12 protein-coding genes are annotated in these 13,698 nt (G+C 74.1%); 8 read left to right on the top strand and 4 right to left on the bottom strand.

The window, feature by feature from the left end; genetic code table 11:
- Complete coding sequence (locus RBJ77_RS53640; protein WP_372351680.1) at nt 1-573, top strand: hemerythrin domain-containing protein; 573 nt, start codon at nt 1-3, stop codon at nt 571-573.
- 59 nt (nt 574-632) lie between these two features.
- Here the strand turns inward: RBJ77_RS53640 and RBJ77_RS53635 are convergent, their stop codons facing one another.
- Together RBJ77_RS53635 and RBJ77_RS53630 are read right to left on the bottom strand one after the other, a co-directional pair.
- The gene (locus RBJ77_RS53635; protein WP_372351679.1) at nt 633-980 is read right to left on the bottom strand and encodes a DUF3140 domain-containing protein; all 348 of its coding nucleotides are present in this window, start codon (nt 978-980) and stop codon (nt 633-635) included.
- A gap of 90 nt (nt 981-1,070) precedes the next feature.
- Nucleotides 1,071-1,961, bottom strand: a complete 891-nt coding sequence (locus tag RBJ77_RS53630; protein WP_372351678.1) for a GNAT family N-acetyltransferase — start codon at nt 1,959-1,961, stop codon at nt 1,071-1,073.
- Nucleotides 1,962-2,124: 163 nt separating this feature from the next.
- On the opposite strand from RBJ77_RS53630, the gene RBJ77_RS53625 reads away from it, so the two are divergent.
- Nucleotides 2,125-2,610, top strand: coding sequence for a ferredoxin (locus tag RBJ77_RS53625; RefSeq protein WP_372351677.1), 486 nt, complete (start codon nt 2,125-2,127; stop codon nt 2,608-2,610).
- A gap of 120 nt (nt 2,611-2,730) precedes the next feature.
- A complete protein-coding gene (locus RBJ77_RS53620) occupies nt 2,731-3,909 on the top strand; it encodes an acyl-CoA dehydrogenase family protein (protein ID WP_372351676.1) in 1,179 nt (392 codons plus the stop codon).
- 36 nt (nt 3,910-3,945) lie between these two features.
- On the opposite strand, the gene RBJ77_RS53615 is transcribed toward RBJ77_RS53620, so the two are convergent.
- Entirely contained in the window at nt 3,946-4,962 is a 1,017-nt protein-coding gene (locus tag RBJ77_RS53615; RefSeq protein WP_372351675.1) for an endonuclease/exonuclease/phosphatase family protein, read from the bottom strand.
- 213 nt (nt 4,963-5,175) lie between these two features.
- On the opposite strand from RBJ77_RS53615, the gene RBJ77_RS53610 reads away from it, so the two are divergent.
- From RBJ77_RS53610 to RBJ77_RS53590, 5 genes are all read left to right on the top strand, one after another.
- The gene (locus RBJ77_RS53610) at nt 5,176-6,948 is read left to right on the top strand and encodes an aminotransferase class I/II-fold pyridoxal phosphate-dependent enzyme (RefSeq protein ID WP_372351674.1); all 1,773 of its coding nucleotides are present in this window, start codon (nt 5,176-5,178) and stop codon (nt 6,946-6,948) included.
- Nucleotides 6,945-7,748, top strand: a complete 804-nt coding sequence (locus RBJ77_RS53605; protein ID WP_372351673.1) for a phosphatidate cytidylyltransferase — start codon at nt 6,945-6,947, stop codon at nt 7,746-7,748. Before RBJ77_RS53610 ends, RBJ77_RS53605 begins: the two co-directional genes overlap by 4 nt.
- A 104-nt stretch (nt 7,749-7,852) precedes the next feature.
- Nucleotides 7,853-8,719 carry an oxygenase MpaB family protein gene (locus RBJ77_RS53600; protein ID WP_372351672.1) on the top strand — a complete coding sequence of 289 codons (867 nt, stop codon included), beginning with the start codon at nt 7,853-7,855 and terminating at the stop codon, nt 8,717-8,719.
- A gap of 51 nt (nt 8,720-8,770) precedes the next feature.
- Entirely contained in the window at nt 8,771-11,038 is a 2,268-nt protein-coding gene (locus tag RBJ77_RS53595) for a tetratricopeptide repeat protein (RefSeq protein WP_372351671.1), read from the top strand.
- A 128-nt stretch (nt 11,039-11,166) separates the two neighbouring features.
- On the top strand, nt 11,167-12,708 hold the full coding sequence (locus RBJ77_RS53590) for a phytoene desaturase family protein (RefSeq protein ID WP_372351670.1): 1,542 nt from the start codon (nt 11,167-11,169) through the stop codon (nt 12,706-12,708).
- A gap of 14 nt (nt 12,709-12,722) precedes the next feature.
- Here the strand turns inward: RBJ77_RS53590 and RBJ77_RS53585 are convergent, their stop codons facing one another.
- Nucleotides 12,723-13,697, bottom strand: coding sequence for an acetylxylan esterase (locus RBJ77_RS53585; RefSeq protein WP_372351669.1), 975 nt, complete (start codon nt 13,695-13,697; stop codon nt 12,723-12,725).
- Between the last annotated feature and the right edge of the window lies 1 nt (nt 13,698).

Here is a 13,698-nt window from a genome sequence, read left to right as displayed (position 1 = left end):
ATGTCCCAGACCAAGGGCACCAAGGACCCGAACGACGTGGTGGAGCTGCTGCGACAGCAACACGTCAGGATCCGCGCGCTGTTCGAGGAGGTGACCGCCACCAAGGGGGAGGAGCGCAAGGCGTCGTTCCACGAACTGGTGCGGCTGCTCGCGGTGCACGAGACCGCAGAGGAAGAGGTCGTGCACCCCTTCGCGCGCAAGAACATCGACGGCGGCGAACAGGTCGTCAAGGACCGCGTCGCCGAGGAGGAGAAGGCCAAGGAGGTCCTCGCGCAACTCGACGACATGGACCCCGAATCGCCCGAGTTCCTCGACCGGTTCGCGGCCCTGCGCGAGGACGTCCTCGCGCACGCCGACGCCGAGGAACGCCACGAGTTCGCGTACTTCAGGCAGGCCGCGGACAAGAGCAAGCTGGAGAACCTGGGCCGTGCCGTGAAGGCGGCCGAGGCACTGGCGCCGACCCGGCCGCACCCCGGCACCGACACGGCGCCGAAGAACATCGCCGTGGGGCCGGTCGCGGCGGTCGTCGACCGTACCAGGGACGCCGTCCGCAAGGTGATGGGCGGCGGTTGACCGACGCGGCGGACGACGCCAGGTGCGGGGCCCGTGGGGGCCCCGCACCACCGCGTCCGTCAGGGTTTGAGCGGGTCGTGGCCCAGGCTCATCAGGCGGTGCCGGGCGGCGGTGTCCAGGGCGGCGGGTTCGTGCTCCGTGCCCCGCAGTTCGGCCACCCGGCCGACGACCTCGTGCATCAGCCGGATGTCGTCGGCGGTCAGATCGGTGCGGCGTTTCCGCAGGATCGCCAGGACGTGCCGGCCCGCCCCGCTGCCCGCGTGCTCGGGCAGCGGTTCGGCGAGCAGGCCCGCCTCGCCGGTGCGCAGCCAGTCGGCGAGTTCCTGCGACGTCATGTTCACGGTGCTGTGGAAGTCGGCCCACAGCCCTTCGAGTTCGATGGGGGTCAGGGCAGGGGTGTCTGCCATGGCGGCTCGCTCCTTCCCGGCCGTCACGACGCTCGGCCGGTGCCGCGCGCGTACCCGCGCACGGCCCGGACATGCCCCCGACGACAGGCCCTAGAGGTCCAGCTGGTACTCGCACGAGCGGTGCGTCGGGACGTAGCCGAGCGCGTCGTTGACCGCTCGCATCGCCTTGTTGCTGTCCGCGGTGTCCGTGACGAGGCCCGTCAGCCGGGGATGCCGGTCCCGCACGCGCAGGATCTGGGTCGCCTTCATCCAGCCGGCGAGTCCGCGGCCGCGGTGCCGTGGCAGCACACCGGTGCCGTAGTGCTCCCCGTCGCCCTCCCGGCCGCCCGGCACGACCAGCTCGGTGAACGCGCAGAGGGCACCGTCGCTCTCGTCGACCACGGCGAGCGTGTGCAGCAGATCGCCGCGGCGCGCCACCGCCTCGGCGACCGCACGCACCCGGTCCACGTCCCACGCGACCTTCCCGTAGTCGGCGTCGTCCATCGGCATGTCGTCCATGGCGGTGCGGGACAGGGCGAACGACGCGGCCAGCTCGTCGGGGACCGTGCCGTCCCACTCCGTGAGCCGGTATCCGGGGTGCGGGCGGCCGGCCGTCGCCGTGAGCGCGTCGACGTCCGCGTCGGCGAGCGTGAGACGCGTGTACGTCAGCCGCAGCACGCGCCGGAACTCCCTTGCGGCGAGGAAGAGTTCACCGGGAGAGTCGCCGTCGGCCGACGCGAGCACGGTGCGCCGGCCGTCCGCGCGGGCCGCCTCGACCGCGGCCGTCAGCAGTCGGCTGCCGACGCCGGCCCGCCGCTCGGCCGGATGCACCCGGATGACCAGCTCGGCCAGGTGCCGCTGCCCGTCCCGGTCGAAGAACCGCAGGAACGCCGAGCCGACCGGCCCGCCCTCCGCGTCCTGCGCGAGCCAGGCCAGACGCCTGGTCCCCTCCGTGGCGTGCGGATCGTCGAGCTGCGTCAGGTGCGGTGCTGCGTGCGGCAAGGGCTCTCCAGAGGTACGGGGCGGGTACGCGCGCAGAACCTAGCCCCGGCCCCCGCGGGCCGCAACGGAATTGATCGCGCCGTGGCCGCCGGGCCCGGTTTCGGGCCCGGGGATCGGGCTACCCGGGCGGGAAGCGTACGTTCCGTGGAAAGGAGCCGGGCCGGTGACCTCCCTGGCGAAGCACCCGCACCTGACCGCCGAGGGCACCACGGGCACGGACCCCGCCCTCATGACCGAGCCGCCCAAGGACGACCTCGTCCGCTTCCTGGAGGACCGGTTCGCCTGCGCGCAGTCCTGCACGGACTGCGCCCGCACCTGCGCCGTGCTGGTCAGCTCCACCGACCTGGGCCCGGCCGCGCCCGTCGTGCACGGGCCGGCCAGGCCCGGTCCGGTCGACGTGCCCAAAACACCGCACGGGCTGCGCCGCGCCCTGCTGCTGTGCGTCGAGGTGTGCGACGCGACGTGCCGGCTGCTGTCCGAGGAGACGCACCAGGACGAGTACGGGCTGCGGCTCCAGGTGGAGTGGTGCCGGGCCGTCGCCCTGGAGTGCGCGCACGCCTGCGACCGTACCCCGGACGCCGCCGACTGCGCCGAGCGGTGCCGGGCCTGCGCCCGCGCCTGCACGGACTTCCTGGCGACGCTGGCCTGAGGGAGGCGGGGCGGTCCCAGAGTGATCCCCTCCTCGGCATTCCCTATTTCTGGAACGCGTTCTACTGTGTGCGCCGTCAAACCCGCGCCGACGCCGCCCAGTTGACCGCCAGGAGGGGCCGTGCACCTCGAATACACGCCCGAGCAGCAGCAGTTGCGCACCGAGCTGCGCGCCTACTTCGCCGACCTCGTGCCGGAGAACGCGTACGCCCGCTACGAGGATCCGGCCGCGCAGAAGCGGTTCTACCGGGAGACGGTGCGCCGGCTCGGCGGCGACGGCTGGCTCGGGGTCGGCTGGCCCGAGGAGTACGGCGGGCGGGGCCTCACGCCCATGGAGCAGTTCATCTTCTTCGACGAGGCCGCGCAGGCGGGCGTCCCGCTGCCGCTGATGGCGCTCAACACGGTCGGCCCGACGATCATGCAGTTCGGCACGGACGAACAGAAGGAGTTCTTCCTGCCGAGGATCCTCTCCGGCGAACTCGACTTCGCGATCGGCTACAGCGAGCCCGACGCGGGCACCGACCTCGCGGCGCTCAGGACGCGTGCGGTCCGGGAGGGCGACGAGTACGTCGTGAACGGCCAGAAGATCTGGACGACCAACGGCGACACCGCCGACTGGGTCTGGCTCGCCGTCCGCACCGACCCCGACGCGCCGCCCCACAAGGGCATCACGATGCTGCTCGTCCCCACGTCCGACCCCGGCTACTCCTGCACCGTCATCAACACGCTCGCCTCGCACGACACCACCGCGAGCTACTACGAGGACATCCGGGTGCCCGTCAGCCGGCGCGTGGGCGAGGAGAACAAGGGCTGGCGGCTCATCACCAACCAGCTCAACCACGAGCGCGTCACGCTCGCCGCGCACGGCACGATGGCCATCAGGGCCCTGCACGACGTGCAGCGCTGGGCGATGGAGACCAAGCTCGCCGACGGCCGCCGGGTCATCGACCTCGGCTGGGTCAGGAAGCGGCTCGCCCAGACCCACACCAAGCTCGACGCCATGAAGCTCCTCAACTGGCAGATGGTGAACGCCGTCCAGGAGGGCACCCTCACCCCGCAGGACGCGTCCGCGGTGAAGGTCTACGGCTCCGAGGCCCGGCGGGACGCGTACGCCTGGCTCATGGAGGTCGTCGCCGCAGCGGGCGCGCTGAAGGAGGGCAGCGCCGGCGCCGTGCTCCACGGCGAACTGGAGCGCGGCTACCGGTCGGCCGTCATCTTCACGTTCGGCGGCGGCAACAACGAGATCCAGCGGGAGATCATCTCGTGGATCGGGCTCGGGATGCCGCGCGTGCGGCGCTGACCCGGCCCCCTCGGCGACCGGCTCGCAGGCCGGTCCTCAGCGCGGCGTGACCCGGGTGAGCACCGGCAGGTGGTCGCTGCCGGTGGCGGGCAGCGTGCGCATCCGGCCGACCGTCGCCGAGCGGGCCATGACCTGGTCGATCCGGGCCACCGGGAGGGCCGCCGGGTAACTGAACGCGAAGCCGCGCGCCGACACGTTCAGCCGGGACGTCAGCGGGTCGAGGCCGCGGTCGTCGACCGTGCCGTTCAGATCGCCGAGCAGCACGACGGTCTCCAGCGGCTCGGCGGCGATCGCCCGGCCCAGCAGCCCGGCGCTCTCGTCCCGCCGGGCCGACGTCAGACCCGTCGCGCCGACCCGCACCGAGGGCAGGTGCGCGACGTACACCGCGACGTCCCGCCCGCCGACGCGGACCGCGGCGCGCAGCCCGCGGTTCCAGGGCTCCGTGATGCCGGCCGGCTTGATGGCCGTCGCCCGGACACCGGTCAGCGGGTGCTTCGACCACAGTCCGACCGTGCCCCGCACCGCGTGGTACGGATAGCGCCCCGCCAGAGCCTTCTCGTACCGGGGCAGCGCCTCGGGCAGCAGCTCCTCCAGGGCGATCAGGTCCGGTCCCGCGGCGGCCAGGGAACGGGCCGTGCCCACCGGATCGTCGTTCTCGTCGCTCGCGTTGTGCTGCACCACCACCAGATCGTCAGGACCCGTGCCGGGACCGGGGAGCAGCAGCCCGCCGAACAGATACGTCCACGCCGCCGCCGGCAGCAGCAGGGCGACCAGGGCGAGCGCCGAGCGGCGCAGCAGCGCCAGGCCCAGCAGCACCGCGACCGGGACGGCCGACCAGGGCAGGAACGACTCCAGCAGACTGCCGAGGCGCCCCGGGGTGTTCGGGACCAGCCCGTGCCCCACCAGCACCAGGGCCGTCAGCGCCGACAGCGCGGCGAGCACCCGCCCCCGCCGCCACGGCGACGAACCCCGCCCGTCCCCGCCGTCGCCCGTGGACGCGGGAGCCTCCAGATCCGCCCGCACCGCCGTCGCGCCGTCGGCCCGCTCGCCCATGTCGTCCCGTCCGCTCGCCCAGCACCGTCGCCCCTCAGGACGAACCAGGTGGGCCGTCGGGTTCCGCCACCCCGCGCGGAGTGCGGCGAACGACCGGGGCGCCTGAGTATCCGTACTCAGACGCCGTGCGTGCGGGGGCTCTGCCGCCGTCGCGCCGGCCTTCCGAGGATGGGACCGCCCCCCACGCCACGCGCCACACCGAAAGAGGGAGCCATGGGCCGTCACCTGCAGCTGCGCGCCGCCACCCCGGAGGACCTGGACTGGATCCACGAGCTCCGCCACCGGGTGTACGCCGAGGAGTTGGGCCAGCACGCCCCCACCACGGCCGGACGGCTGAGCGACGGGCTCGACGGGGACAACGTCTATCTGGTCGCGGCGCGCGGCACGGACCGGGTCGGCTTCGTCAGCCTCACCCCGCCCTGGGTCGGCCGGTACGGACTCGACAAGTACCTGACCCGCGACGAACTCCCGCTCCTCGCCGAACCCGACGTGTTCGAGGTCCGCATCCTCACCGTCGAACCCCGCTGGCGGTCCACCGCCGCCGCGCCCCTGCTGATGTACGCGGCACTGCGCTGGATCGCGTCCCGCGGCGGCCGCCGCGTGGTGGCCATGGGCCGCACCGACCTCCTCGCCATGTACCTCGCCGCGGGACTGCACCCGGCGGGCCGGACCGTGCGCAGCGGCGCGGTGACCTTCGAGGTCCTCACGGGTGACGTGCGCGAGGTGACCCGGACCGCCCTCGACCGGCACCGCACGCTCCTCGACCGGCTGCGGGCGGCCGTCGACTGGCGCCTCGACGTGCCGTTCGCCCCCCGCGCCGACGGGTGCGAGCACGGCGGCGCCTCGTTCACCGCCGTCGGCACGGACTTCCGCAGCCTGCACCGGCGCCGGCAGATCGTCGCCGCCGACGTGCTGGACGCCTGGTTCGACCCGGCCCCCGGGGTGCGCGCCGCGCTCGCCGACGACCCGGGCTGGATGGCCAGGACCTCCCCGCCGACCGACGCCGACGGCCTCGTCGCGGAGATCGCCGCCGCCAGGGGACTGCCCGCCGGGACGCTCACCGTCGGCGCCGGCTCCTCCGACCTGATCTTCCGGGCGTTCGGGCAGTGGCTCACGGCGCGCAGCCGGGTGCTGCTCATGGACCCGGGATACGGCGAGTACGCCCACGTCACCGAGCAGGTCGTCGGCTGCCGCGTGGACCGGTTCCGGCTGCGCCGCGAGGAGGACTGGCGGATCGACCCCGACCGGCTCTCCGCGGCCGTCGCGCAGCGCCACTACGACCTCGTCGTCGTGGTCAACCCCAACAACCCGACGGGCCGTCACGCCCCGGCCGCCGTCCTGCGCGAGGTGATCGCCACGGCCCCGGCCGCGACCCGCTGGTGGATCGACGAGGCCTACCTCGGTTACGTCGACCCGGCCGAGTCCCTCGCCGAACTCGCCACGACCGACGCGCGCGTGACCGTCTGCACGTCCCTCTCCAAGATGTACGCACTGTCCGGCGCACGAGCCGCCTACCTCGTCGCGACCCCCGACACCACGGACCTCCTGCGCCGCTGGACACCGCCCTGGCCCGTCGGACTGCCCGCCCAACTGGCCGCCGTGGCCGCCCTGCGCGACCCCGCGTACTACACCGAACGCTGGCGGCGCACCCACGCCCTGCGCGCGCGGCTCGCCACCGACCTCGCCGAACTGGGCGAAGGCGTGCTGGTCGAGGAAGGCGTGGCGAACTTCCTGAACCTGACCCTGCCGGCCGGCGGACCGAGCGCCGCGCACCTGGTCGCCGAGTGCCGCAGGCACGGCGTGTACCTGCGCGACCTGTCCCCGCTGTCGCCCGAGTACCAGGGGCGGACCGTACGGATCGCCGTCCGGGACACCGCCGAGAACGCCCGCATCGTGACCGCCTGCCAGGCCGCCCTCGACGTGCTGCTTCCGCTCCTGCCGCGCCGGACCGCGTCCGCACCCCTGGCCGCCGGAACCGCCCGATGACCACGGTCGCCGGCCTCGCGCCCTACCTCGGCGGGGCCCTCGCGGCGGGCGGCGTCGCGGTGGCGGCGTCCCGGCGCCGGGAGCTGATGGTCCGCTGGTGCGCGTGGGCCGTCGGCGTGCCGCTGGTCAGCGCCGCGTTCTGGTGGGGCCGGCCGGGCGCCGCCGCGATCGCCGCCGTGGCCGGGGTGATCGCGGTGTCCGAGTTCGGCGGACTCATGCGGCTCGGCCGGGCCGACCGGCTCGTGCTCGCCGCCGCCGTCACCGCGGTGATCGCCGCCGCCTGGCTCGCGCCCGACCAGGTGCCGCGGGTCGTCGCCGTCGGCGCGCTCGCCGTGGCCGCCGTCCCGCTGCTGGCCGGCGACGCCGACGGGGGACTGCACCGGCTCGGCGCCGGACTGCTCGGACTCGCCTGGCTGAGCGTGCTGGCCGCACTCGTACCGCTCGGGGCGAGCGCGCTCGCCCTGTTCGTGGCGGTCTCCGTCGCCGACATCACCGCGTACTTCGCCGGGCCCCGGCTCGGCGGCCCGCACCTCTCGCCGCTGTCACCCGCCAAACGCTGGAGCGGCACCCTGGCCGGCGCCGTCACCGGCATCGGCGTGCTCGCCGTCCTCTCCTCGCTGAGCTGGCCCACCGCCCTCGCCGTGGCGGTCGGCGGCCCGGCGGGCGACCTCCTCGAATCCATGGTGAAACGGGGCGCGCGGGTCAAGGACGCCGCGTCCTGGCTGCCCGGCTCCGGCGGCCTGCTCGACCGGATCGACTCGCTGCTCGTCGCCCTGGCGGTGGTCCTCGTCCTGAGCTGAGGCGACGGCTCCGGTCGTGCACGACCGGAGCGGCAGGTCACCGTGTGGTCGCGGTTGTCGCGTGACCCGGGCCGGGTCCGTACCCTGCGATCAGGAGGTGCGGCATGCGCGAAGCGGACCCGGGACTCTTCGGCCCCGACTCGGTGACCTGGCAGATGCACGCCGACCCGATGATGTGGATCGCGGGCGTGCGCGCCCTCTACTTCCAGGCGCTGCACCCACGCGCCGTGCGCGGCGTCATCCAGAACTCCGACTTCCGGCGCGACGCGTGGGGCCGCCTCATGCGCACGGCGAGCTTCGTCGGCACGACCACGTACGGCACGACGGAGGCCGCGGAGAAGGCCGGGGCCAGGGTCCGCACCATCCACCGCCACCTCACGGCCACCGACCCCGACACCGGCGAGCGCTACAGCGTCGACGAACCGGACCTCCTGCTGTGGGTGCACTGCGCCGAGATCGACTCCTACCTGCACGTCGCCCGCCGCTCCGGCTTCCGCCTCACCGCGGCCCAGGCCGACCGGTACGTCGCCGAACACCGCACCAGCGCCCGGCTCGTAGGCCTCGAACCGGCCGAAGTACCGGGCAATCAGGCCGAGTTGGCCGCCTACTTCGAGAAGGTGCGGCCGGAACTCGCCGCCGGCCCCGAAGCGCGCGAGGTCGACGACTTCCTGCAACGGCCGCCCACCCCCGCCCTGCTCGTCCCGGCGCGCGCGGCACTGTGGCGGCGCGTCGCGAACCTGGCGTACGCCTCTCTGCCCTCGTACGCCCACGACCTGTACGGACGACCCGCGCCCGCCCCGGCGGTGGTCACCCGCCGCCTGCGCGCCACGGGCACCGCACTGCGGTGCGTCCCCGCCCGGGTCCGCTGGCAGCTCCCGCCGAAACACATCCTGCGCGCCATGGCCCGACTCGGTCCCGGCACCCGCCCCGCACCGTACAAAGTCGGTAGATGGGCAGCCATACTGGACTAGGTCCTGTCCGGGGAGGGCGCAGCGGCTAGGCGACGGGGGCGACAGCGGGACATGCCAGAGCTGGGGGACACCGGGAACACCAGGCTGATCCACGGGCGGTACCGACTGCTCGACCAGATCGGCCGCGGCGGCATGGGCGAGGTGTGGCGGGCCCGCGACGAGTCGCTGGGGCGGCAGGTCGCCGTCAAGTGCCTCAAGCCGCTGGGGCCGCAGCGCGACCACTCCTTCACCCGGGTCCTGCGCGAGCGCTTCCGCAGAGAGGCCCGCGTCGCCGCCGCGTTACAGCACCGCGGGATCACCGTCGTGCACGACTTCGGCGAGTACGAGGGCATCCTGTACCTGGTGATGGAGCTCCTGGAGGGCAAGAACCTCAGCCAGCTCCTGGAGGAGAACCGGCACCACCCGCTGCCGGTCGACGACATCGTCGACATGGCCGAGCAGGTCGCCGCCGCCCTCGCCTACACCCACGAACAGGGCATCGTGCACCGGGACCTGAAGCCCGCGAACATCGTGATGCTCGGCGACGGCACCGCGAAGATCTGCGACTTCGGCATCGCCCGGCTCGGCCACGACATCGGCTTCACCGCCCGCCTCACCGGCACCGGCATCGCCATGGGCACCCCGCACTACATGTCGCCCGAGCAGATCGGCGGCACCCACGTCGACCAGCGCAGCGACCTGTACTCGCTGGGCTGCGTCCTCTACGAAGTCGCCACCGGGGCACCGCCGTTCGACCTGGCGGACGCGTGGGCCGTGCTCGTCGGACACCGCGACACCGCACCGCGGGCCCCGCGCGACCACCGCCCCGACCTGCCGGCCTACGTCGACCGGATCATCCTCGACCTGCTGGCCAAGGACCCCGGGCAACGGCCGCGCGACGCCCGCGAGCTGGGCCGCCGGATCGCCGCGGGACGGTCCGGGCGCGGCGCCTACGTGCCCACGGTGCGGGCCCCGCAGGCCGAACCGCGCACCAGCACGCAGGTGGTGCGGGAGCAGCCCGCCTCCCGCGAGCCGCGGCTGCCGTCCTGGACGCGCGGCATGACCACGGGCCACAAGGCGACCGGCGGATCCGGGCTGCGCGCCACCCCGCCGGACGGCGCCTCGGGCCTCGCCGGCGAGTGGATCCCGCGCCCCGCGGGACGCACCCCGGCGACACCCCCCGACGCCGTCGAACGGCCCACGCCCGCACCGGAGTTGCTCGCCACCCTCGTCTCCCGGCACAACGCGGGCCTCAGCCTCGGCCGGCTCGGCCGCTGGACCGAGGCGGGCGAGGTGCACCGGGCCGTCGCCGCCGAACGCGAGCACGCGCTCGGCCCCGACCACCCCGACACCCTCGCCAGCCGCTACGAGGTCGCCTTCTGTCTGAGCCGCACCGGGCGCGCCGCCGACGCGCTGCGCGAGTACCGGCGGGTCGTGACCGGCCGGGAGCGGGTGCTGGGCGCCGACCATCCCGAGACGCTCGGCGCGCGCCAGGAAGTGGCGTACGTCCTGGGCAAGCTGGGCCGGCACTTCGACGCGCACCAGGCGTACACCTCGGTCCTCGCCGCCCGTGAGCGCGCCATGGGGCCCGACCATCCGGACACCCTGCGCTGCCGCCACAACCTCGCCTTCAACCTGAGCCGCCTCGGCCGCCTGGAGGACTCCTTCCGGATGGCGAGCGAGGTCGCCGACGCCCGGGCCCGCGTCCTCGGCCCCGATCACCCCGACACCCTGGTGACCCGCTGCGAAGTCGGTTACACGCTCGGCCAGTTGGGGCGCTGGAGCGAGGCGCTGCGCAGCTACCGGGACGTGGCTCAGGCCCGTGCGCACGCGCTGGGCGCCGACCATCCGGACACCCTGGCCGCCCGCTACGAGGTCGGCATCAGTCTCGGCCGGCTCGGCCGCAGCGCCGAGGCGCTCACCCTCTACCGCGACCTGATCGACGACCGCACCCGGGTCAGCGGGCCCAACGACCCGGAGACGCTGCGCGCCCGACACGGACTGGGCGTCAACCTCGGCCGCATGGCCCGCTGGGAGGAGGCACTCGCCGAGGCCCGGGACGTCTGCGCGATCCGCGAGCGGGTACTCGGTCCCGACCATCCCGACACGCTGATCAGCCACCGCGAGGTCGCCGTCGGGCTCGGCTGGCTCGGCCGCTGGCAGGACGCGCTGACCGAGTACCGCACGGTGGCCGTCGCCCGGGAGCGGGTGCTCGGTGAGGCCCACCCGGACACGCTGGCCAGCCGCAACGACGAGGCGCACTGTCTGGAGCAGCTGGGCCGTGGGACGGAGGCGGTCCAGTTGTACCGCCGGGTCGCGGCCCTGCGGCAGCGTGGCTGAGGTCGCGGGGCGCCGCCCCGGACCCCGCTGCTCAATCGCCGCAGGGGCTCGATACGGTCCCTCCCGCCTACGATCATCAGCATCGAGGCGCAACGGCGCGCAGACGTCCACCCCGAGGAGCCTGAACTGTGCAGAACCGCGACGTAGTCATCGTCGGCGGCGGCCACAACGGACTGGTGGCCGCCGCCTACCTCGCCCGTGCGGGCTACACCGTCACCGTGCTCGAAAGACTGGGCACCACCGGCGGAGCCGCCGTCTCGACCCGCCCGTTCGCGGGTGTGGACGCCCGCCTCAGCCGCTACTCGTACCTGGTCAGCCTGCTGCCCCACAAGATCGTCCGGGACCTGGGGCTCGACTTCGCGGTGCGGCAGCGCACCGTGTCCTCGTACACGCCGACCGTGCGCGACGGCCGCCCGACCGGACTGCTCGTCGGCGGCGGGGAGGACGCCACCCGTGACTCCTTCGCCCGGCTGACCGGCTCGGACCGCGAGTACGAGGCGTGGACCCGCTTCTACGAGACGACCCGGCAGGTCGCCGAGCGGGTCTTCCCGACCCTCACCGAGCCGCTGCCCACCCGCGACGCGCTGCGCGAGAGGGTCGGCGACGACGCCGCGTGGCGGCTGCTGTTCGAGCAGCCCATCGGCGTCGGCATCGAGGAGACCTTCAGCGACGACCTGGTGCGCGGCGTCGTCCTGACCGACGCGCTCATCGGCACGTTCGCCGACGCCCACGACCCGACGCTCGCCCAGAACCGCTGCTTCCTCTACCACGTGATCGGCAACGGCACCGGCGACTGGGACGTGCCCGTCGGCGGCATGGGCGCCCTGACCGACGCGCTCGCCGCGGCGGCCCGCGCGGCGGGCGCCGACCTGCGCACCGGATGCGAGGCGACCCGGATCGAGACGGACGGCCGGGCCGCCGAGGTGACCTACCGGACGGACGACGGCGAACACACGGTCGCGGCCCGGCACGTCCTGGTCAACGCCTCGCCGCAGGAACTGGCCCGGCTGCTCGACGAGGTGCCGCCGTCGCCCGCCGAGGGCGCCCAGCTCAAGGTCAACATGCTGCTGAAGCGGCTGCCGCGCCTCCGGGACACCACCGTCGACCCGCGCCAGGCGTTCGCCGGGACCTTCCACGTCGCCGAGGGATACGGCCAGTTGGCGACCGCCTACGCCGAGGCCGCCTCCGGCGCGCTGCCCAGCGCCCCGCCCTCCGAGATCTACTGCCACTCCCTGACCGACCCGACGATCCTCGCCCCCGGCCTCGTCGAGCGCGGCTACCAGACCCTCACCCTCTTCGGCCTCCACACCCCGGCCCGGCTCTTCACGGCCGACAACGACACGGCGCGGGCCGGCCTCCTCAAGGCGACGCTCGCCCAGCTGGACGCGCAGCTCGCCGAGCCGATCGAGGACTGCCTCGCCGAGGACGCCGACGGCCGCCCCTGCATCGAGGCGAAGACCCCGCTCGACCTGGAGCGCGACCTGCGGCTGCCCGGCGGGAACATCTTCCACCGGGAGCTCGCCTTCCCGTACGGACAGCGGGGCACGGGCCGTTGGGGCGTGGAGACGGCGCACCCGAACGTGCTGCTGTGCGGCGCGGGCGCGGTGCGCGGCGGCGGGGTCAGCGGCATTCCCGGGCACAACGCCGCGATGGCGGTGCTCGGCCGCTGACCCCGTGACCCGGCCTACGTACCGAACACGCCCCGCAGCGCGGAGATCTTCCGCGGCAGGTCGTACTCGGCGCCGCCCTCGTGCCCGTTGTACGGGAACACCTCGATGGCGGCGGGCCCGGCGTAGCGGTGGTACGCGGCGAAGACGGTGGAGGACGGACAGATCTTGTCCATCAGGCCGACCGAGAACCAGGCGGGACTCGTCGCCCGCGCCGCGAAGTTGACCCCGTCGAAGTAGGAGAGGGTCTCCATCGCCGCCTCGATGCCGAACCGGTGCCCCGACAGGAAGCGGGCGATCTCCGCGTACGGGCCGCTGTCCGTGATCTGCGAGGCCCGCCGGTAGTGGCACAGGAACGGCACGTCGGCGACCGTCGCCGCCACGTCGTCGCGCAGCCCGGACACGGCGAGCGCCAGACCGCCGCCCTGGCTGCCGCCGAGGACCGCGACGCGGGCGGCGTCGACGTCCTCGTGCTCCCGGACCGCGTCGACGGCCCGGACCGCGTCGGTGATCAACCGCCGGTAGTAGTGCCGGTGCGGGTCCTCGATGCCGCGGGTCAGGAAGCCGGGCGACGACGAGCCGTGGCCCTCGGGCGCGACGTCGGGGGTGTCGGCGGTGTTCTTGCCGCCGCCGCCCTGGCCGCGGTTGTCCATGATCAGATGGGCGTGGCCGAGGGCGCTCCAGGTCAGCCAGGAGTACGGGATGCTCCGGCCGCCGTTGTAGCCGATGTACTGGACGACCGCGGGCAGCGGCCCGGTCCGTCCGCGCGGCAGCAGCAGCCACGCCTTCACGGGCTGGCCGCCCCACCCGTTGAACGTCACGTCGAACACGTCCACGGTCGCCAGGCCCGCCCCGTACGGCACGAAGCGGGCGTCCACCGGGTGACGGGCGGTGTCGTCGAGCGTCTTGCGCCAGAACGCGTCGAAGTCCGCGGGCTCCTCCGGCGCGGGACGGTACTCCCGCAGCCGGTCGAGCGGCATGTCGAACAGCAAG

Source organism: Streptomyces sp. KL116D, from assembly GCF_030766975.1.
GTDB classification, from domain to species: domain Bacteria; phylum Actinomycetota; class Actinomycetes; order Streptomycetales; family Streptomycetaceae; genus Streptomyces; species Streptomyces longispororuber_A.
The sequence above is the reverse complement of the archived record's forward strand: the minus strand, read 5'-3'. Positions and strand labels throughout refer to the sequence as shown.

Excerpts from the sequence above, each read along its gene's own strand:
- RBJ77_RS53640 (WP_372351680.1), top strand. The coding sequence starts at position 1 with ATGTCCCAGACCAAGGGCACCAAGGACCCGAACGACGTGGTGGAGCTG.
- RBJ77_RS53615 (WP_372351675.1), bottom strand. The coding sequence starts at position 4,962 with ATGGGCGAGCGGGCCGACGGCGCGACGGCGGTGCGGGCGGATCTGGAG.
- RBJ77_RS53610 (WP_372351674.1), top strand. The coding sequence starts at position 5,176 with ATGGGCCGTCACCTGCAGCTGCGCGCCGCCACCCCGGAGGACCTGGAC.
- RBJ77_RS53600 (WP_372351672.1), top strand. The coding sequence starts at position 7,853 with ATGCGCGAAGCGGACCCGGGACTCTTCGGCCCCGACTCGGTGACCTGG.
- RBJ77_RS53605 (WP_372351673.1), top strand. The coding sequence starts at position 6,945 with ATGACCACGGTCGCCGGCCTCGCGCCCTACCTCGGCGGGGCCCTCGCG.
- RBJ77_RS53635 (WP_372351679.1), bottom strand. The coding sequence starts at position 980 with ATGGCAGACACCCCTGCCCTGACCCCCATCGAACTCGAAGGGCTGTGG.
- RBJ77_RS53595 (WP_372351671.1), top strand. The coding sequence starts at position 8,771 with ATGCCAGAGCTGGGGGACACCGGGAACACCAGGCTGATCCACGGGCGG.